The organism is Streptomyces chiangmaiensis (assembly GCF_036281785.1).
GTDB lineage: Bacteria > Actinomycetota > Actinomycetes > Streptomycetales > Streptomycetaceae > Streptomyces > Streptomyces chiangmaiensis.
The window spans coordinates 1-17141 of record NZ_JAYWVC010000057.1 but is presented as its reverse complement, the minus strand read 5'-3'; the positions used below and the strand labels follow the sequence as shown (position 1 = coordinate 17141).

Sequence of the window (17141 nt, the reverse complement as noted above, 5' to 3'; positions counted from 1 at the left end):
GTGCGCTGGTCAGGCGTTCGGGTCGAACGGGATCCCGGTCGGCATGGAGTGCGCGAGCGCGTACTCGAAGTCGCCGTCCTTGATCTTGATGGTGGCCGCCCCGAAGTTCGCGCTCATGAGCTTGTCGCGGAAGCCTGCCGGGTAGCCGTTCCACCCCACCAGGCGCGGGTAGAACCAGCCGCCGGTGACGTTCTCCGGCGGTTCGTCATTGTTGTTGGCGAACCGGAAGTCGTGGGTGGAGACGCCGTCCTTGTGGTACACGATCTTCGGGTGGGTTCCGTCGAAGCGCACCGACGAACGCCCGGCCACTTGATAGCCGGAGTGCTGCGACACCGACACGTACTGGACCTCGTTGTTGTTGATCCACACCACGACGTGCTCCCAGTCGTGGGTGTGACCGATGGCCGCGGGCCCGAGCGTGGCCTGGTCCTTCTCGAAGTAGCTGGCGTACACGACGGCGCACCAGCCGTTGTTGCACTTCTCACGCGAGTATGTGTTGGCGTTGGCCAGTTGGGCGTAGTCGTGGCAGTGCCCGTTGACGTCGCCGCCCAGCTTGAGGCCCGGGTTGATGGTGCCGTCCGCGCCGATGGCCGCCGTGGCGTAGCAGCCGTCGCCGTCGTAGTCGTAGGCGGGAGAGAAGGACTGCTCCAGACCGTCGGCGTTCTGGGGCAGGAGTTGCAGAACGTTGGCCTGGGCGCTCGTGGGCAGCGCCACGACCAGCGCGATCGCGGCCAGGGCACTTGCGAATGCGGAGCGGCGCAGCCGCCGCGAGGGCCTGGGAACGGACGGCGTTCTTCTGCGCCGTGCTGTGGGGGGTACCGGGTCGCGCACATCGACTCCCTGCGGACGTCTGCGGACGGGGACATCCCGGGGTCTCCTGGGGAGGGAGCGGCCCGGGTGCCGAGATTTTCGCAAGGACTCGGTGGGCAGGACGAGCCACGTGACTGAACATTGGCGCAAACATGGCTGAACTCCCCTACTGAAGTGGGGAGTTCAACTTGCTGGTGCCGCTGAGGGGGTGTCACGGCGGCCGGTCCCGGCCGGCGGCCCCGTACGACGGGGCACCGAGCCGGGACCTGTGCGCGCGGGGATCAGGCCGCCGGGGCCGGGTAGGTCGGGTACTCCACCCCGGAGACATGCTGCACGACACGGATGACCTGGCAGGAGTATCCGAACTCGTTGTCGTACCAGAGGTAGAGGATCGCGTTGTCACCTTCGGCCTTGAGGGCGCCCGCGTCGACGATCGATGCGTGGCGCGAGCCGATGAAGTCGCTGGAGACCGCGTCGGGTGCGCTGATGAAGTCGATCTGACGGCGCATCGGGGAGGTCAGCGACACATCACGGAGGTAGTCGAGGACCTCCTCGCGGGTCACCTCACGGGCGAGTTGCAGGTTGAGGATCGCGATCGAGACGTCCGGCACGGGCACGCGGATCGAACTGCCGGTGATCCGCGCCCTGAGGTCGGGCAGCGCCTTGGCGACGGCGGAGGCGGCACCTGTCTCGGTGATCACCATGTTGAGCGGCGCGGAGCGGCCGCGGCGCTCGGACTTGTGGTAGTTGTCCAGCAGGTTCTGGTCGTTGGTGAACGAGTGGACGGTCTCCACGTGCCCGCGCAGGACGCCGTACTCGTCGTCCATCGCCTTCAGCGGCGGAACGATCGCGTTGGTGGTGCAGGACGCGCAGGACAGGATCTGCTCGTCCGGCTTGGCCATGTCGTGGTTGACGCCGTGCACGATGTTGGGCACGTCGCCCTTGCCGGGCGCAGTCAGCACGACCTTGTCGATGCCGGGACGCAGGTGCTTCGACAGGCCTTCGCGGTCGCGCCACTTGCCGGTGTTGTCGATGAGGATGGCGTCCTTGATGCCGTACCCCGTGTAGTCGACCTCGGTCGGGTCGTCGGCGTAGATCACCTTGACGGTGTTGCCGTTGGCGATGATCGCACTGTTCGCCTCGTCGACCGTGATCGTGCCCTGGAACTGGCCGTGGATGGAGTCGCGGCGCAGCAGTGAGGCCCGCTTGACGATGTCCCGGTCACCGCCGCCGCGCACGACGATGGCGCGCAGCCGCAGACCGTTGCCGGAACCGGACTTCTCGATCAGCAGGCGGGCGACGAGGCGGCCGATGCGGCCGAAGCCGTACAGCACGACGTCGCGCCCCTCGCCGTGCTCGATCTTGTTGGCGCCCGTGGCCCCGGCCACCGCCCGTGCGGTGAAGTCCTCGACCGAAAGGCCCTGGTCGTCGCCCTTGTACGTCGCGGCGAGCATGCCGATGTCGATCTGGGAAGGGCCGAGATCGAGGCTGGTCAGGGCCTGCAGGAAGGGAAGCGTCTCGGTGACCGAGAGCTCCTCGCCGGCGATCTGCCGTGCGAATCGGTGGGTCTTGAGAATGCTGACCACCGATTTGTTCACCAAGGAACGGCTGTGAAGAAGGACCGTGACGTCCCGCTCCCGGTGCAGCTTCCCGATGATCGGGATCATCGACTCCGCGATCTCCTCGCGGTTCTTCCAGTTGGTGAACGAGTCGTCGTTGACAGTCACAGGTTTATCTTTCGAGCTAGGCGGTGCTCATATGCTAACCACAGGGCCGTCGGCGCCGGCCGTCAGGGTTCGCCTGCCCGTGTGCCGCGCGAACCACAGGGAGGAGGCCTCCCGAGTGCCGGTCCACCTCTGTGGCCGCGTGCGCGCCGCGGCGCGCACGGGTGGCTACCGGTCGGCCGCCGTGCCTGCGGCGGACGGCTTCCTCGCGCGTTGACCGCCGATCAGCGCCTCTCTCCTCGGCGGTCCAGGTCTGCCCCGTGCGCGGCGACTGCGCAGTGCCACGAAGCAGCGGCCCTGCGCCGACCACTGGTCGACCGCCCGCCAGCCCGAGCGATGTGCGTGACGCAGCAGGGCCCGTGTGCCGAGCCGTGCCCAGGGGAACGGGCTTCCGGTGCTGCCCCCGGAGCCGACGATATGGACGACCTGGACGGTGACGCGTTCGTCGATGTCGACAGGTGCCGTCTCGGCGATCAACAGGCCGCTTGGGGACAGGAGTTGGGCCAGACGGCGGAGCAGGGCGCGCGGGTCGCCGCCGATGCCGACGTTGCCGTCCATGAGGAGCGCGGTGTCCCAGTGACCCTCGCCGGGCACCGGCTCGAAGACGGAGCGGCGCAGGGCGGGACCAAGCCCGAGCGCCCGGTCTCTCTCGGGCAGGGGATGTCGCAGTCGCCGGACGGTGCGGGCGATCGCGGCCTCGCTGACGTCGATGCCGAGGACACACCGTCCTTGTGCGGCGAGCGCCGCGACCAGGCGACCCGGCCCGCAGCCCACATCGAGGACGGAGCCCTCGCACCGGCCCAGCACCTCCAGATCGACACTGTCGGCCTCCGCGCACCACCGTTCGACCTCCAGCGGCAGCAGCCAGCCGTCGGCCCGCCGCAGGAAGAGGGGACCGCGGCCGGAGTGCAGGGCGTGGGAGTACGGATCGTCGGCGCCCCAGGGCGATGCGAGGAGCGATGCCGCGTGCCCGACGGTGTCCGGTGCGGCGATGTCGTGTGCGGCGCTCATCGACCGCTGACCGCCGTGAGCCTGGCGAACAGTGCGGCGAACCGGCCGTGGGGGGCGACGGCGGCGACGGCCCCGGCGTCGGCGGCCGTGTCGACGTCCCGGAGGCGCGGCAGATCGCGCACGCGCAGACCTGCGGTGACGAGCCGTTCCCGTTGTACGGCGCCGGTCACGGCCGTCGACATGGGCACGCCCCGCAGCAGCCCGGGATCGGGTTCGGCCAGTCCCAACGCCCAGAAGCCGCCGTCCACGGCCGGGCCGAAGCATGCGTCGCAGTCGGCGAAGTCCACGGTGAGCAGCTCCGCCGTGACCTGCGGAGTGTCCATCCCGATCAGCAGCGCCGGACCGGTGCAGCCGGCGAAGGCCGCGGCCAGCCGTTCGTCCAGCCCGCCGGCGCACTGGGGTACGACATCGAAGCCGGGCGGCAGCCAGGGGCCGGGCTGCCCGTCGAGGACGAGGACACGGCGGGTGGCGGGGGTCGCCGCGACGGTGCTCAGGGTGTCGGCCAGCGCCGCCTCGGCGAGCAGTGCCGCCTCACGCGGTGTGAACGGCGGTGTCAGACGTGTCTTCACCCGCCCGGTCCGCGGTTCCTTGGCGATGACGAGGAGCGTGGTCACCGAGTGGGTCCTCCTGCCGTGGTGAGTGCGGTCGGTTCGGCCAGCACCCGGCTCATGTCCCGGACCGCGTGCCAGGTGCCGCGCCAGGTGCCCGTCACCTTCGACCTGCCGGTGCGCGGGCGGTACGGCACGTCGTGCTCGGTGATCAGCCAGCCCGCGTCCGCCGCGCGCACGACCATCTGGAGCGGGTAGCCGCTGCGGCGGTCGGTGAGGCCCAGGGCGAGCAGCGGTTCGCGGCGGGCGGCGCGCAGTGGACCGAGGTCGCGCAGGCGCAGTCCGGTGCGGCGGCGCAGCATCCGGGCGAGGGCGAGATTGCCCGCCCGGGCGTGTGCGGGCCAGGCGCCCCGGCCCTGCGGGCGCCGCCGCCCGAGCACCAGGTCGGCCTTCCCGGCACGCACGTCGCGGACGAAAGGCACCAGCAGCGAGGGGTCGAGCGAGGCGTCGCAGTCGCAGAAACACACGATGTCGGCGGTGGCGGCGGTCAGCCCCGCGTGGCAGGCGGCGCCGAAGCCGCGGCGCGGCTCGTGGACGACGGTCGCGCCGAGCTCGCGTGCCAGCTCGGCCGAGCCGTCCGTGGAGCCGTTGTCCACGACGACGGCACGCCAGCCGGGCGGGATACGCGCGAGGACCCAGGGGAGCGCCTCGGCCTCGTTCAGACACGGGAGCACCACGTCGACGTGGGCAGGTGCGGGAGAGGTCGTCACGGCCTTCACCCTACGAACGCGAAGGGTGCGAATCGGACTTCGGCTTCTTACGAAACACGGACGTCGGCGGCCGGGGAACGGCTCGAAGGCACCGGGTGGGTGACCGCGGTGCGAGGCTGGACGCATGGAGCAGCCGTATGAGCCCGAGAGCCGGGTGCCCGCCGGGCACCGGCCCCCCGCAGTCGCCCGCGTCCTGGTCGTGGAGGACGATTCCACCGTCGCGGAGATCGTCGCGGGGTACCTGGACCGGGCCGGCTACGCCGTGGACCGCGCGGAGGACGGGCCGGAGGCGCTGAGCCGCGCCGCCGCGCGCCGGCCGGACCTGGTGGTGCTGGACCTGATGCTGCCGGGAATGGACGGGCTGGAGGTGTGCCGAAGGATGCGTGAGCGCGGGCCCGTGCCGGTCATCATGCTCACCGCGCGCGGCGACGAGGACGACCGCATCCTGGGCCTGGAGGTGGGGGCCGACGACTACGTCACCAAGCCCTTCAGCCCTCGTGAGCTCGTCCTGCGGGTGGAGTCGGTGCTGCGCCGTACACGGCCCGTCGCCGGTACGCATCCCCTGGGCGCGGCCGGCCTCACCGTGGATCCGGCCGCCCGGCGCGCCACCAAGAACGGCGCGGAACTGGCGCTGACCCTGCGCGAGTTCGACCTGCTTGCGTTCTTCCTGCGGCACCCGGGACGGGCGTACAGCCGCGAGGATCTGATGCACGAGGTGTGGGGCTGGGACTTCGGTGATCTGTCGACGGTGACCGTCCACGTCCGCCGGCTGCGCGGGAAGGTCGAGGACGACCCCGCGCGGCCCCGCCTGATCCAGACCGTGTGGGGCGTGGGATACCGGTTCGACCCCGCCGGGTCCGAAGGGAGCTGACGGTGCACGACACCCTCTTGATGGCGCTGTACGCCTTCCTCGGGGCCGCCGCCACCGGCCTGGCCGGGGCCGGTGTGCTACGCCTGATCCGGCGGCGCTCGCTCACCGCCTCGCTCGCCGTGGTGGCCGCGGTGGCGGTGCTCGCCATGCTCGCGGGCACCCTGGCGGTGGCGGAGGCGATGTTCCTGTCCGCGCACGACCTGAGCGTCGTGACGACGGTCGTCGCGATGGCGGCGGTCGTCTCCCTGGCCACCGCGCTGCTGCTGGGCCGATGGGTCGTCGCCCGCAGCCGGGAACTTCAGCTCGCGGCGCGCTCGTTCGGCGACGGCGGCGACTTCGCCGCCCCCGCCCGCCCGGCGACCGCCGAACTCGCCGCACTCAGTCAGGAGTTGGCGGCGACCAGTGCCAAGCTCGCCGAGTCCCGCGAGCGTGAGCGTGCGCTCGAGTCCTCGCGGCGCGAGCTGGTCGCCTGGATCTCGCACGACCTGCGCACCCCGCTCGCCGGCCTGCGGGCGATGGCGGAGGCGCTTGAGGACGGAGTGGCCGGCGATCCCGACCGCTATCTCAAGCAGATCCGCGCCGAGGTCGAGCGGCTCAACGACATGGTCGGCGACCTGTTCGAGCTGTCCCGCATCCATGCCGGCGCCCTCGCCCTCACGCCGTCCCGGATGTCGCTGTACGACCTGGTCGGCGACGCTCTGGCGGGAGCCGACCCGCTCGCCCGGGAACGGGGGGTACGGCTGGTGGGCGACCAGGTCGAGCCCGTGCCCGTCGAGGTGGACGGCCGGGAGATGAGCCGCGTGCTGGGCAACCTCCTGGTCAACGCGATCCGGCGCACGCCCGCCGACGGCACCGTCGCGGTGGCCGCGACGTGTTCACCGGACGGGGTCGTGCTGTCCGTGACGGACGGCTGCGGTGGCATTCCCGAGGAGGACCTGCCGCGTGTCTTCGACACCGGATGGCGCGGCACGCACGCGCGTACGCCCCCGGCCGGCGCGGGCCTCGGCCTCGCCATCGTCCGGGGCATCGTCGAGGCCCACCGGGGGCAGGCCACCGTCCGCAACATCCCCGGCGGCTGCCGCTTCGAGGTGACACTTCCCGCGGCCGAGGGCTGAGCGCCCGCCCGTGGGTTCCACGGGCCGGCAGGGCTCCGGCGCCCGGCGGCCCGGAGAAGCGGCGGCGGTGTTCCGGTCCGGCGTGAGGGGCTCCTCCGGTGAGGTGAAGAGCCGGCCCGGGGCCGGCCGCGTCCCGGTCGGCGAGGCCGCGGTGCCCGCAGACTTTCAGCCGGTCGCCCGGGAAGGCTGTGATGTCCGAGGCGGAGCACTCCGAGGCCCCGGCGCGCATCGCCGAGCTGCTCGCCCATGCCGACTACACCGGCGGCGTCTACGGATCGCTGCTCGCCGCGTCCGTGGTGGTGGGCGCCGGTGCGACAGGCGTGTTCTCGCGCATCGACCTCGTGCTCCTGCTGGTCAGCACCGGCGTGGTGTTCTGGATCGCGCATGTGCACGCCCAGCTGTTCGGCGCGCGGCTGGTGGAGCAGGTGCTGAGCCGCCGGGTGGTGCTGCATGTCTGCCGTGAGGAATGGCCCATCGTCAAGGCCGCCGTCCCGCCCGCCGCCGCCGTGGCCGTCAGCCCGCTGCTGGGCCTGGACCTGCGGGGCGGGGGCCTGGCTGGCGCTCGCCGTCGCCGTGGCCGGGCAGGTGGGCTGGTCGGCGGCCGCGGCACGCACCGCGGGTGCCTCCTGGCGCCTCGTGATCGTGAGCGCCACGATCAATCTCCTGCTCGGGCTGCTGATCATCATGTTCAAGATCGTCCTGAAGGACTGACACCGGGGCCCGCCGTCCCCACGGTTCACCTCCGCCAGGTGAGGCCGGGCGGCTCGCCGGCGCGGAGGATCGCGGACGAGGCGCAGTCCGCCCGCCCCAGTCCACCCGAGGGAGAGCAGCTCATGCGTTATGAGATCCGTGTCGACGGGCAGCTGTCGGAGACCCTGAGCAAGGCATTCCCGGAGATGGACCACCTTGTCCTCTCCGGTCAGTCCGTGCTGGTCGGGCCCGTTGTCGACGAGGCACACCTGTATGGGCTGCTCGCCCGGTGCCAGTCGCTCGGACTGCGTGTCGTGGAGATGCACCGACTGCCGGAGTGAGGGCCGTCGGGCCGCAACGGACGGCCTCACCCGTGATGGGTGACCCGGCGCCCCCACCCCGAGCGGGACCCTGGAGGCACCCGTTGCAGACCATCGCCGCGCTCTCCCTCATCGTCGGGGTCGTCGGGCTCGTGTCCTGCATGCTGAGCAGGGCCGCCGGACAGCGGTCCTCGCGAGCGCCTCGCGCCGCGACGCTCACCCCTGCCGGGTGAGGCTCCCCGCCCCTGCCGCGCGCACCCTGAAGACGGCACCGGCGTCCCGGGGCGAGAGCCCGGAACGGAGGAGAGAAATGGTCGCGCAGACATACCTCGCGTACGACTACCCACTGCTGAGCGCCTTCTGGACGATGCTGTGGTTCTTCCTGTTGGTCATGTGGTTCGTCCTGCTGTTCCGGGTCGTCGTCGACGCGTTCCGTGACGACTCCATGAGCGGTTGGGGCAAGGCGGGCTGGCTCGTGTTCGTGATCGTGCTGCCCTTCCTCGGCGTCTTCGTCTATCTCGTCGCCCGTGGCAAGGACATGGGTCGCAGGGAGTTGGCACAGGCGCGCGCCCAGCAGCAGGCCTTCGACTCCTACATCCGTCGGACGGTGGCGGGAGAGCAGCGTCCCAGCAGCACCGAGGAACTCGCCCGGCTGTCCGAGATGCGCACCCGTGGTGACATCACGGACGAGGAGTTCCGCAGGGCGAAGGACCTGGTCCTGTCCGACCAGCACACATCGGGGCGGACGACGGCGGCGAAGAGCCCCCGTTCCGCGTCCCCCGCTCCCCACCCCTGACGATCTGTCGGGCGCGCCGCCCGGGCCGAAAGGTGAGGCCGGTTCATGGCCCGGTGCTGGTCGCCTGTTCGGTCTCGCCGGTGGCCACCACGCCGCAGCCCAGGTGACCGATCGCAGGGGCGGTCGGCGCGGACGCGAGCGACGACCCGGACCGGACCCCGGCTACGCGCTGCGCGGCCGACGGGTCGTCTGCTTCGCCGCGGCCTTCTTCGCCGTTTCCTTCGTGGCCTTCTTCGTGGCCTTCTTCGCGGCGGTCTTCTTGGCGGCGGCTTTCCTGGCGGGCGCCTTCTTCGCCGTGGTGTCGGTCGCGGTCTTCTTCGGAAGCTTGTGCACCTCGGCCTCCGGAGCCTCGCCGCGGGACGCCTTCGCCTGGGCCACCGAGGCCTGGAGCGCGGCCATCAGATCCAGCACCTTGCCGGGCTCGGCCTCCGGCTCCGGAGCCGCGGGCAGTGCGTGCCCCTCACGCTTGGCTTCGATCACCTGCTCGAGGGCCTCGGTGTAGTGATCGGCGAAGTCGGGCCCTTCGAGGTCGTCGCGGGTCATGCGGTCGATCAGGTGCTGTGCCTCGGTGATCTCGTGGTCGGAGAGCCGGACGTCCGGCGGGGCCAGCTCGGCCGGGTCCCGGATCTCGTCGGGCCAGCGCATCGCATGCAGCACCAGCGCCTCGTCCCGCACGCGCAGCAGCCCCAGTCTCTCTCTGCCGTGCCAGGCGAATTTCGCCACCGCGACCTTCGACGTCCTCGCGAGGGCCTTGCGCAGCAGGGCGTACGGCTTCGCGGCCACCGTGCCCGAGGCCTGGAGGTAGTAGCCCTCGCCGATGCGGAGCGGGTCGATGGACTCGGCCGGCACGAATGTGACGATCTCGATGGCCCTCGCCGTCGGCAGGGGCAACTCGCGCAGCTCCTCGTCGAGGACCGGGACGACCTGGTCCTTGGAGATCGCGTAGCCCTTGCCGATCTCCGCCTGCGGGACCTCGCGGTTCTCGACCTCGCAGTACTTGCGGACCCGGACCCGGCCCATGTCCTCCAGGTGGTACTGGTGGAAGCCGACGCTGTGGTCCTCGGTCGCGGGAACCACATCGATCGGAATGGTGACCAGGCCGAAGCTGATCGCTCCCGACCAGATGCTGCGGGGCATCGCAGACCTCCGTGACGTGCCCCCGGGGCACCAGCCTACGAAGCGCTTCAGTGCGCGGCACGGTGAAGCGGTCCGAGCGGATGAGCGCCGTCGCCGGTGAGCGGCGGGGCCGAGCGTTCCGCCGAGACCGCTCGCACGGCGAGCTCCCGGTGAATCACGGGGGAACTCTTGGTGTCGGTCCCTGCGAAAGGCTTTTCGGGGCGGCAGTGCTGCCTAGCATGAGGTGATCGCGCCTCAGGGAGGTGCGTGGGTACGTTCGCACGTCGTTCGGGGAGGCGCGGAGGAATGCCGGTGCCCGGCCTCACCTCACGGCGGGGCCGCGTCTGGGCCGCGGGCGGGCTCGTGCTCACCCTCGGCCTGGTGGCGGCGTTGCTGATCACCACGCTCGGTGGAGCCCGACATGCGCGGGCTGCCGGCGACGGGCTCACGCACACCACCGTCGAGGTGTCGCCGAGCGGCTGTGGCCGTGGCTGGCAGAGCCCGGTTCCCGGGCTGCAGGTCTTCGATCTGCACAACACCTCGAGCGGTCCGGCGGAGGTGTACCTCGAGGACCCCCGCAGCCGGGCCGTGTACGGGGAGCTGGAGGGCCTCGCCCCCGGCACCACCCGTCCGCTGACCGTCCGGCTCGGCAGGGGTTCGTTCGCGTTCACCTGCCTGCCCGACGACGCCGACGCGGTCACCGGCCCCACGGTCCGCATCACCTCCGGTGGCAGGTCCGGCCCCGCTGCGGCTCCCGTGTCCGAGCACGACCTGATCCCGCTCGCGATCGACTATCAGAAGTGGGTCGGCACCGGTCTCGACCACGTGGTACGGCTGACCGGACGGCTCAAGGACGCGATCGGCCGCGGGGATCTGGACGCGGCCCGGGATGCCTGGCTTCCGGCGCACCTCGAGTACGAGCGGCTCGGTGCGGCGTACGACGCCTTCGGCGACGCCGACGCGCAGATCAACGGAACGGACGCGGGGCTTGCCGGCGGGGTCCACGACCCGTCCTTCGCCGGATTCCACCGCATCGAGTACGGGCTGTGGCACGACGAGTCCGCGCAGGCGTTGCGCGCACCGGCGGCCGCCCTCGCCAAGGCCGTCCGCGAGCTTCGTGACGACTGGGCGCAGGCCCGCATGGACCCGGCACAACTGGGTCTGCGGGCGCACGAGATCCTGGAGAACACCGTGCAGTTCGAGCTCCCCGGGCGGACGGACTACGGCAGCGGCACCAACCTCGCCACGGCCCGCGCCAACCTCGACGGCACCCGCGCCGTACTGTCCCGGCTGCACCCCCTGCTCGTTTCGCGTTACGCGGACCTGCCCGCCCTCGAACGCGAGATGAACCGGGCACAGCGCACCCTGGACGGCTTCCACCACGGTGAGCGGTGGACTGCTCTGGACCGGCTCGACCGCACCCAGCGGGAGCAGCTCGACGCGGTTCTCGACGACCTGGTCGAGCGGCTGGCCTCGGTGGCGACGCTCTGCGACCCCCGGAGGACGGTATGAACGCCGGTCCCGCGACGGGCGGATTCGGGCGGCGCGGCTTCCTGCGCGGGGCCGCCCTCGCAGGTGCCGGCCTCGCCGCCGGCGGTGCGGCGGCCCCGGCCACCGCCGACGTCACGGACGCGTCCCCCGTAGCGCCGTTCCACGGCACCCACCAGCAGTCGGCGATCTCGGCCCCGCGCCGGGTCTCGGCGTTCATCGCCTTCGACGTGACTGCCGAGAACCGCGCGGAACTCGGCGAGTTGCTGCGCACCCTGACCGACCGCGCCCGCTTCCTGACCGCGGGCGGAACGCCTCCGGCCGTCGGCATCACCGGGCCGCCCGCCGACTCCGGTGTCCTCGGCGACCGGCTGCCGTCCGGCGCGCTGGCGGTGACCGTCGGTGTCGGCGCCTCGCTCTTCGACGACCGCTTCGGTCTGACGGACCGCCGCCCGCGCAGGCTGGCGACGATGCCCGCCTTCCCCGACGACGACCTCCGCTCCGAGTGGTGCCACGGCGACCTCAGCCTCCAGCTGCACGCCGACGACACCGACACCGTGCTGCACGCCCTGCGGGACATCGCGCGGCACACCCGCGGCGGAATGCAGGTTCGCTGGCGCCTCGACGGGTTCTCCAGCCCGCCCCGTCCCTCCGGCACCCCGCGCAACCTGATGGGGTTCAAGGACGGCACAGCCAACCCCGATCCCACGGACGCCCGGGAGATGAACCGGCTGGTCTGGGTGGGCCGGGGCATGGGCGAGCCGGACTGGGCAGAGGGCGGCAGCTACCAGGTCGTACGGCTGATCCGTATGCTCGTGGAGTTCTGGGACCGGGTATCCCTGAGCGAGCAGGAGCGGATGTTCGGCAGGGCCCGGGAGTCGGGTGCGCCTCTCGACGGGAACGTCGAGCACGACACACCCGACTATCCGAGCGACCCCAAGGGCGATGTCATTCCCCTGGACAGCCACATACGCCTCGCCAACCCGCGCACGCCGGGGACCGCCCAGCAGCGGATCCTGCGCCGTGCGTACAACTACGACCGGGGCGTGGACAGCAACGGCAACCTGGACATGGGACTGCTGTTCTGCTGCTATCAGCAGGACCTTGCCCGCCAGTTCGAGACCGTCCAGCACCGCCTCGCGGGTGAGCCGCTCACCGACTACATCAAGCCCTTCGGCGGCGGCTATTTCTTCGCGCTGCCGGGCGTGCGGGACGGTGCGGACTGGTACGGGCGCAGCCTCCTGGGCTGAGCCTGTTCAGACAACTGCCCGCTTTGTTGGTCAATACACGGTCAAGACTTTCCCCTGCTTCCCTGACCCGCTGTTCATTCGCCCGCCATCGCCGCTCCAGCGCCGTGCCGCCCATTCGGCGGAGCATCCCTGACCGTACGGCGCAAAGACGTTCGTGTCCGGAAGGTGAACCAGCATGTCCAGCAGGGGAAGACGAGCAACGATGAGGAGCCTCGGCGCGCTCCTGGGCGCGGCGGCGCTCACAGCCCTCGGCGCGAACGCGCCCACCTGGGCTGCCGCGCAGGACGGGCACGGCCACTCCTCGACGGCCACGCCCATCCAGCACGTGGTCGTCCTCTTCCAGGAAAACGTCTCCTTCGACCACTACTTCGCGACCTATCCGCAGGCGGCCAACACCGACGGCACCAAGTTCACGGCGTCCAAGAACACTCCGAAGGACGTCGACAACCTGCGTACCGCCGGGCTGCTGACGAAGAACCCCAACCAGTACGCGCCCAAGCGGCTCTCCCCGTCCCAGGCGCTGACCTGCGACCAGAACCACTCCTACGGGCCCGAGCAGTACGCCTACAACGGCGGAAAGAACGACCAGTTCGTCCAGAACACGGACTCGGGCAAGTGCTCCGGCACGCTGTTCGGCGAGCCCGGCCTGGTGATGGACTACTACGACGGCAATACCGTCACCGCGCTGTGGAACTACGCCCAGAACTACTCCCTGGGTGACCGCGCCTACAGCTCCGTCTACGGTCCGTCCACGCCCGGCGCGCTCAACCTGGTCGCCGGTCAGACGCACGGTGTCGTCTCCGTCGACCCGGCGACCGGTACCGAGAACCCCAAGCAGACCACGAAGCCCGACGCTTACACCGTCCAGTCGCCCGACGCCAAGGGTGTCGGCACGGTCATCAACGACCCCGACCCGGCGTACGACGACTGCTCCGGCAAGGACCACACGAGCACGAACGCGCTCGCCGCGATGCAGGGCCGCAATATCGGCGACGTGCTCAACTCCCAGGATGTCACCTGGGGTTGGTTCCAGGGCGGCTTCCGGCCGTCCACGCCTTGGGACGGCAAGCAGGGCGACTACGCCAAGTGCGACGCCACCCACACCAACGTCGGCGGAGCCCAGGTCGTCGACTACAGCCCGCACCACTCGCCGTTCGAGTACTACAAGTCGACGTCCAACCCGCACCATCTGCCGCCCAGGAACGTCGACGAGATCGGCCACAACGGGCAGGCGAACCACAACTACGACCTGACCGACTTCGGCGCGGCGCTCAAGGCGGGCAAGCTGCCGGCCGTCAGCTTCATCAAGGCCGCCGAGTACCAGGACGGCCACGCCGCCTACTCCGACCCGATCGACGAGCAGCACTTCCTGGTCGACCAGATCAACGCGATCCAGCAGTCGCCGCAGTGGAAGTCGACCGCCGTCGTCGTCGCGTACGACGACTCCGACGGCTGGTACGACCACGCCTTCGCCAAGCCGCGCAACGGCTCCAAGGACACCTCGGTCGGCTCCAACGGCAAGGCCACCGACAGCCCGGCCTGCCAGACCGGACCTGCCGCGGCGGGTGGTTACGCGGACCGCTGCGGGCCCGGCACCCGTCAGCCGCTGCTCGTGATCTCCCCGTACAGCAAGGTCAACAAGGTCGACCACACGCAGACCGACCAGTCGTCGATCATCCGCTTCATCGAGGACAACTGGCACACGGGCCGTATCGGTGACCACTCCTTCGACGCCACCGCCGGCTCCCTCGCGGGCATGTTCGACTTCCGGCACCCGAACAACAAGCAGGTGCTGCTGGACGCGGACGGCTCGGTGAAGTCGGTCGGCCCGATCCGCCCGGTGAAGGCCGTCGCCACCAGCATCACCCCCGGTCCCGCGATGCAGAACACGGCGGCCACGACGGACGCGTCGTCGTTCCCCGCCGTCCCGGTGGGCATCGGGGTGGGCGCCCTCGTGGCGGCCGGTTTGACCGGCACGTACCTCACCCTGCGCCGCAGGGATCGCGCTGCCGCCTGACGCTGCACGGCCCGAGCGGGCGGTGCCCCCGGCAGTGCCGGGGCACCGCCCGCTGTCCGTCGGGCGTCACCGAGACCGTCGTGGCGTGGCCACGCCGTTCAGGGCGGTGTCTCCCGCCGGGCCGGTCCGGCGGGAGACACCGATCCCGGTCTCGCACGAGGCATGGCCCGACGTCGGATGGGTACGCGACGGTAGCCCGCCCGGAGCCGGCGGTTCCGGGCTGTGCCCGCCCGCCACTATCTGGGGATCCGCCATGAACACGTCCGACAAGAACCACCGACCGACCGCAGCTCAGGCAGCACTCGACACCCTCGCGGTGGATGCCGAGGACTCGAACGCGCTGGACACGCTGGCCGGGAGCGACGTGCTCGTCCCCGTGCCCGACGATGTCGCCGAGGAGGACGCTGTCGACCCCTACGCCGTGGCCCTGCCGGTCCTGGAGCAGCCCGACGGCGAGCAGACGGTCCCGGTGTTCACCTCGGAGACGGAAATGGCCGGCTTGCTGCCGTTCGTCTCCAGGTACCGGCTCGTGCCGCTCGGGGCGCTCGCCTCCCAGTGGCCCACAGGGGAACTCACGCTCACCATCGACGCGGCCTCGCCGCACGGGCTGACACTGAACTCCGACGGGGTGCGCACCCTGCTGGCCCGCCCTTAGGGGCGACCCGCACGCCCCGGCGCATCCACGGACAGGTGCCCGCCCCGGCGCGGACCCGTGACGACCCGGGGCGTCCGCGGTTCCGTGCACGAACCGTAGCGCCGGGGCAGGCCCGACCGCGGTCCACAATGACCGCATGAGATGGATCTCCGGCACGGTCGGCGCACTGCTCCTCCTGACCGTCATGGCCAGCATCCTGCGCACGCTGGTGGTACCCCGCGGCCTCTACTCGGCGCTCGTGTACCGACTGTGGCGGATCCTGCGCGGCCTGCTGCGGCTGGGCGCTCTTCGTGGGGGCTACCAGGCCATCGACCGCACACAGACCTGGCTCGGCTCGCTGATCCTGATGGGCATGCTGGCGACCTGGCTCGGCGGAGCACTCATCGGCTACGGCCTGCTGCTGTACTCCCTGTCCTCGCTGGGCTGGTCAGACTCCCTGCGCGAGGCCGGATCCAGCCTGTTCACGCTCGGCTTCGCGAGTGGTCGGCGGCTGCACCTGTCCGCGATCGACTTCCTGGCGGCGGCCACCGGGCCGGTCCTCATCGCCCTGCAGATCGCCTACCTGCCCACCCTCTACGCCGCCTACAACCGCCGCGAACTGGAGGTGACCCTGCTCCAGTCCAGGGCCGGCGAACCGGCCTGGGGGCCCGAGATCCTGGCGCGGCAGTGGCTCGTCGACACCGAGACCGCGCTGTCCGAGCTCTACCGGGACTGGGAGCGGCTGGCGTCGGACATCGGAGAGAGCCACTCCACCTACCCGGTACTGCTCTCGTTCCGCTCGCCGCGCGCTCACCGTCACTGGCTGGTCGGGCTGCTCTCCGTCATGGACGCGGCGGCGATGCAGCTCTCGCTGGCCCCCCAGAGAGCTCCTGCGCAGGCCCGACTGGTGCTGCGGGCCGGCTTCTCCGCCCTGCGTGACATCGCGCGCGCCCTGCGTGTCCCTTTCGACGTCGACCCGGACCCGGACGCACCGATCCAGCTCACCTTCGCGGAGTTCGAGGCGGCCGTCGCGATGCTGGCGACGGTGGGGTTTCCTGCCGAGCGGGCGGCCAAGGAGGCCTGGGTCCACTTCCACGGCTGGCGGGTCAACTACGAGGCGATCGCGTACGAGCTGTGCCGCCGCTTCGACGCCGTCCCCGCGCTGTGGAGCGGTCCCCGCGACTTCGTCTTCACCCCGATCCCGCCCCGGCGCCCCATCGACCGGCAGCCTGTCGGAGGTCGGCCGGAACTGCCCCCCGCGGCGGGATAGTTCCGAACGGTACGGAGGGAAGGCCCCACGGCAGGTGGCCACCGCTGAAGAGGATGGGCGTGAGGGTCGATCTACTGGGCACGGCCGCCGGCGGCGGCTTCGACAACACGAACCCGCTGCTGGACCCGGCCTCGGCCGCCCGGCGCCGGGTGATCGAGGCCAGGGCCGAAGTCCTCGCGGACGGCGCGGAGTTCACCGTCTGACGGATCAAGCCCGGGTCAGCATGCGGGCCAGGACCTCGCGTTGCAGCGGCAGCACCTGGGCGTGCAGGTCGCGGCCCCTCTCGGTCAGCGCGACCCACACCCCGCGCCGGTCCTCCTCGCACACCGAGCGCAGGACGAGACCGTCCTTCTCCAGTCGTGCGATCAGCCGGGACAGGGCGCTCTGGCTCAGATGGACGTGTCGGGCGATGTTCTGTACCCGGCACTGGGAGCCGTGCTCGGGCGTCTCGTCGGCGAGGATGTCGAGAACCTCGAAATCGCTTGCGCCGAGGCCGTACGGATGCAGCACGCGGTCGATCTCGCACACGGTGCGGGCGTGGACCGACAGGATGTCCCGCCACCGTTCCTCGAGCCGGGCACCGGCCGTGTTCGCCGCCATACCCGCACGGTAACAGAAAAGCGGTGCTTTATTACCGTGCAACTAGTGCGTCTGCAAGCAAACCCGCCCGGGCAGGTTCGGCACAGTGGTGCCCGGCCCGGCATCCCGCCT

17 protein-coding genes and 1 pseudogene are annotated in these 17141 nt (G+C 71.0%); 11 read left to right on the top strand and 7 right to left on the bottom strand.

Annotated features, from left to right (window positions below; all coding sequences use genetic code 11):
* Positions 1–9: 9 nt before the first annotated feature.
* The 5 genes from VXC91_RS18560 to VXC91_RS18540 form a co-directional block, all read right to left on the bottom strand.
* Entirely contained in the window at positions 10–762 is a 753-nt protein-coding gene (locus VXC91_RS18560) for an NPP1 family protein (protein ID WP_329508405.1), read from the bottom strand.
* Between the two features lie 329 nt (positions 763–1091).
* Positions 1092–2537 carry a glyceraldehyde-3-phosphate dehydrogenase gene (locus VXC91_RS18555; RefSeq protein ID WP_329508386.1) on the bottom strand — a complete coding sequence of 482 codons (1446 nt, stop codon included), beginning with the start codon at positions 2535–2537 and terminating at the stop codon, positions 1092–1094.
* A 165-nt stretch (positions 2538–2702) separates the two neighbouring features.
* Positions 2703–3545 (bottom strand): class I SAM-dependent methyltransferase, encoded by an 843-nt coding sequence (locus VXC91_RS18550; RefSeq protein WP_329508385.1) that lies wholly within the window; start codon positions 3543–3545, stop codon positions 2703–2705.
* A complete protein-coding gene (locus tag VXC91_RS18545; protein ID WP_329508384.1) occupies positions 3542–4159 on the bottom strand; it encodes a TIGR04282 family arsenosugar biosynthesis glycosyltransferase in 618 nt (205 codons plus the stop codon). The genes VXC91_RS18550 and VXC91_RS18545 overlap by 4 nt, the downstream gene beginning before the upstream one ends.
* A complete protein-coding gene (locus VXC91_RS18540; protein WP_329508383.1) occupies positions 4156–4872 on the bottom strand; it encodes a glycosyltransferase family 2 protein in 717 nt (238 codons plus the stop codon). Before VXC91_RS18540 ends, VXC91_RS18545 begins: the two co-directional genes overlap by 4 nt.
* Positions 4873–4987: 115 nt before the next feature.
* On the opposite strand from VXC91_RS18540, the gene VXC91_RS18535 reads away from it, so the two are divergent.
* From VXC91_RS18535 to VXC91_RS18515, 5 genes and pseudogenes are all read left to right on the top strand, one after another.
* A complete protein-coding gene (locus tag VXC91_RS18535; RefSeq protein ID WP_329508382.1) occupies positions 4988–5734 on the top strand; it encodes a response regulator transcription factor in 747 nt (248 codons plus the stop codon).
* A gap of 2 nt (positions 5735–5736) precedes the next feature.
* Positions 5737–6849, top strand: a complete 1113-nt coding sequence (locus tag VXC91_RS18530; RefSeq protein WP_329508381.1) for a sensor histidine kinase — start codon at positions 5737–5739, stop codon at positions 6847–6849.
* A gap of 191 nt (positions 6850–7040) precedes the next feature.
* A pseudogene (locus VXC91_RS18525) lies at positions 7041–7560 on the top strand (hypothetical protein).
* 122 nt (positions 7561–7682) lie between these two features.
* Positions 7683–7880 (top strand): hypothetical protein, encoded by a 198-nt coding sequence (locus VXC91_RS18520; protein ID WP_329508380.1) that lies wholly within the window; start codon positions 7683–7685, stop codon positions 7878–7880.
* Positions 7881–8169: 289 nt separating this feature from the next.
* A complete protein-coding gene (locus tag VXC91_RS18515; RefSeq protein ID WP_329508379.1) occupies positions 8170–8655 on the top strand; it encodes an SHOCT domain-containing protein in 486 nt (161 codons plus the stop codon).
* Positions 8656–8817: 162 nt separating this feature from the next.
* Here VXC91_RS18515 and ku read toward each other — a convergent pair whose 3' ends face one another.
* Positions 8818–9792: a non-homologous end joining protein Ku gene (gene ku / locus VXC91_RS18510; protein WP_329508378.1), complete on the bottom strand. Its 975-nt coding sequence runs from the start codon at positions 9790–9792 to the stop codon at positions 8818–8820.
* A gap of 285 nt (positions 9793–10077) precedes the next feature.
* Between ku and VXC91_RS18505 the strand changes: the two genes are divergently transcribed.
* From VXC91_RS18505 to VXC91_RS18480, 6 genes are all read left to right on the top strand, one after another.
* Positions 10078–11283 (top strand): EfeM/EfeO family lipoprotein, encoded by a 1206-nt coding sequence (locus tag VXC91_RS18505; protein ID WP_329508377.1) that lies wholly within the window; start codon positions 10078–10080, stop codon positions 11281–11283.
* Complete coding sequence (gene efeB / locus VXC91_RS18500) at positions 11280–12509, top strand: iron uptake transporter deferrochelatase/peroxidase subunit (RefSeq protein ID WP_329508376.1); 1230 nt, start codon at positions 11280–11282, stop codon at positions 12507–12509. The genes VXC91_RS18505 and efeB overlap by 4 nt, the downstream gene beginning before the upstream one ends.
* 175 nt (positions 12510–12684) lie before the next feature.
* Positions 12685–14526 (top strand): phospholipase C, encoded by a 1842-nt coding sequence (locus VXC91_RS18495; RefSeq protein WP_329508375.1) that lies wholly within the window; start codon positions 12685–12687, stop codon positions 14524–14526.
* A 253-nt stretch (positions 14527–14779) separates the two neighbouring features.
* Positions 14780–15181, top strand: a complete 402-nt coding sequence (locus VXC91_RS18490; protein ID WP_329508374.1) for an SseB family protein — start codon at positions 14780–14782, stop codon at positions 15179–15181.
* Between the two features lie 136 nt (positions 15182–15317).
* Positions 15318–16430 (top strand): hypothetical protein, encoded by a 1113-nt coding sequence (locus tag VXC91_RS18485; protein WP_329508373.1) that lies wholly within the window; start codon positions 15318–15320, stop codon positions 16428–16430.
* Positions 16431–16489: 59 nt separating this feature from the next.
* A complete protein-coding gene (locus tag VXC91_RS18480) occupies positions 16490–16633 on the top strand; it encodes a hypothetical protein (protein ID WP_329508372.1) in 144 nt (47 codons plus the stop codon).
* A 4-nt stretch (positions 16634–16637) separates the two neighbouring features.
* Here VXC91_RS18480 and VXC91_RS18475 read toward each other — a convergent pair whose 3' ends face one another.
* A complete protein-coding gene (locus VXC91_RS18475) occupies positions 16638–17030 on the bottom strand; it encodes a MarR family transcriptional regulator (protein ID WP_329508371.1) in 393 nt (130 codons plus the stop codon).
* Positions 17031–17141 lie beyond the last annotated feature (111 nt).

Excerpts from the sequence above, each read along its gene's own strand:
- VXC91_RS18550 (WP_329508385.1), bottom strand. The coding sequence starts at position 3,545 with ATGAGCGCCGCACACGACATCGCCGCACCGGACACCGTCGGGCACGCG.
- VXC91_RS18535 (WP_329508382.1), top strand. The coding sequence starts at position 4,988 with ATGGAGCAGCCGTATGAGCCCGAGAGCCGGGTGCCCGCCGGGCACCGG.
- VXC91_RS18520 (WP_329508380.1), top strand. The coding sequence starts at position 7,683 with ATGCGTTATGAGATCCGTGTCGACGGGCAGCTGTCGGAGACCCTGAGC.
- VXC91_RS18515 (WP_329508379.1), top strand. The coding sequence starts at position 8,170 with ATGGTCGCGCAGACATACCTCGCGTACGACTACCCACTGCTGAGCGCC.
- ku (WP_329508378.1), bottom strand. The coding sequence starts at position 9,792 with ATGCCCCGCAGCATCTGGTCGGGAGCGATCAGCTTCGGCCTGGTCACC.
- VXC91_RS18505 (WP_329508377.1), top strand. The coding sequence starts at position 10,078 with ATGCCGGTGCCCGGCCTCACCTCACGGCGGGGCCGCGTCTGGGCCGCG.
- efeB (WP_329508376.1), top strand. The coding sequence starts at position 11,280 with ATGAACGCCGGTCCCGCGACGGGCGGATTCGGGCGGCGCGGCTTCCTG.
- VXC91_RS18495 (WP_329508375.1), top strand. The coding sequence starts at position 12,685 with ATGTCCAGCAGGGGAAGACGAGCAACGATGAGGAGCCTCGGCGCGCTC.
- VXC91_RS18490 (WP_329508374.1), top strand. The coding sequence starts at position 14,780 with ATGAACACGTCCGACAAGAACCACCGACCGACCGCAGCTCAGGCAGCA.
- VXC91_RS18485 (WP_329508373.1), top strand. The coding sequence starts at position 15,318 with ATGAGATGGATCTCCGGCACGGTCGGCGCACTGCTCCTCCTGACCGTC.
- VXC91_RS18475 (WP_329508371.1), bottom strand. The coding sequence starts at position 17,030 with ATGGCGGCGAACACGGCCGGTGCCCGGCTCGAGGAACGGTGGCGGGAC.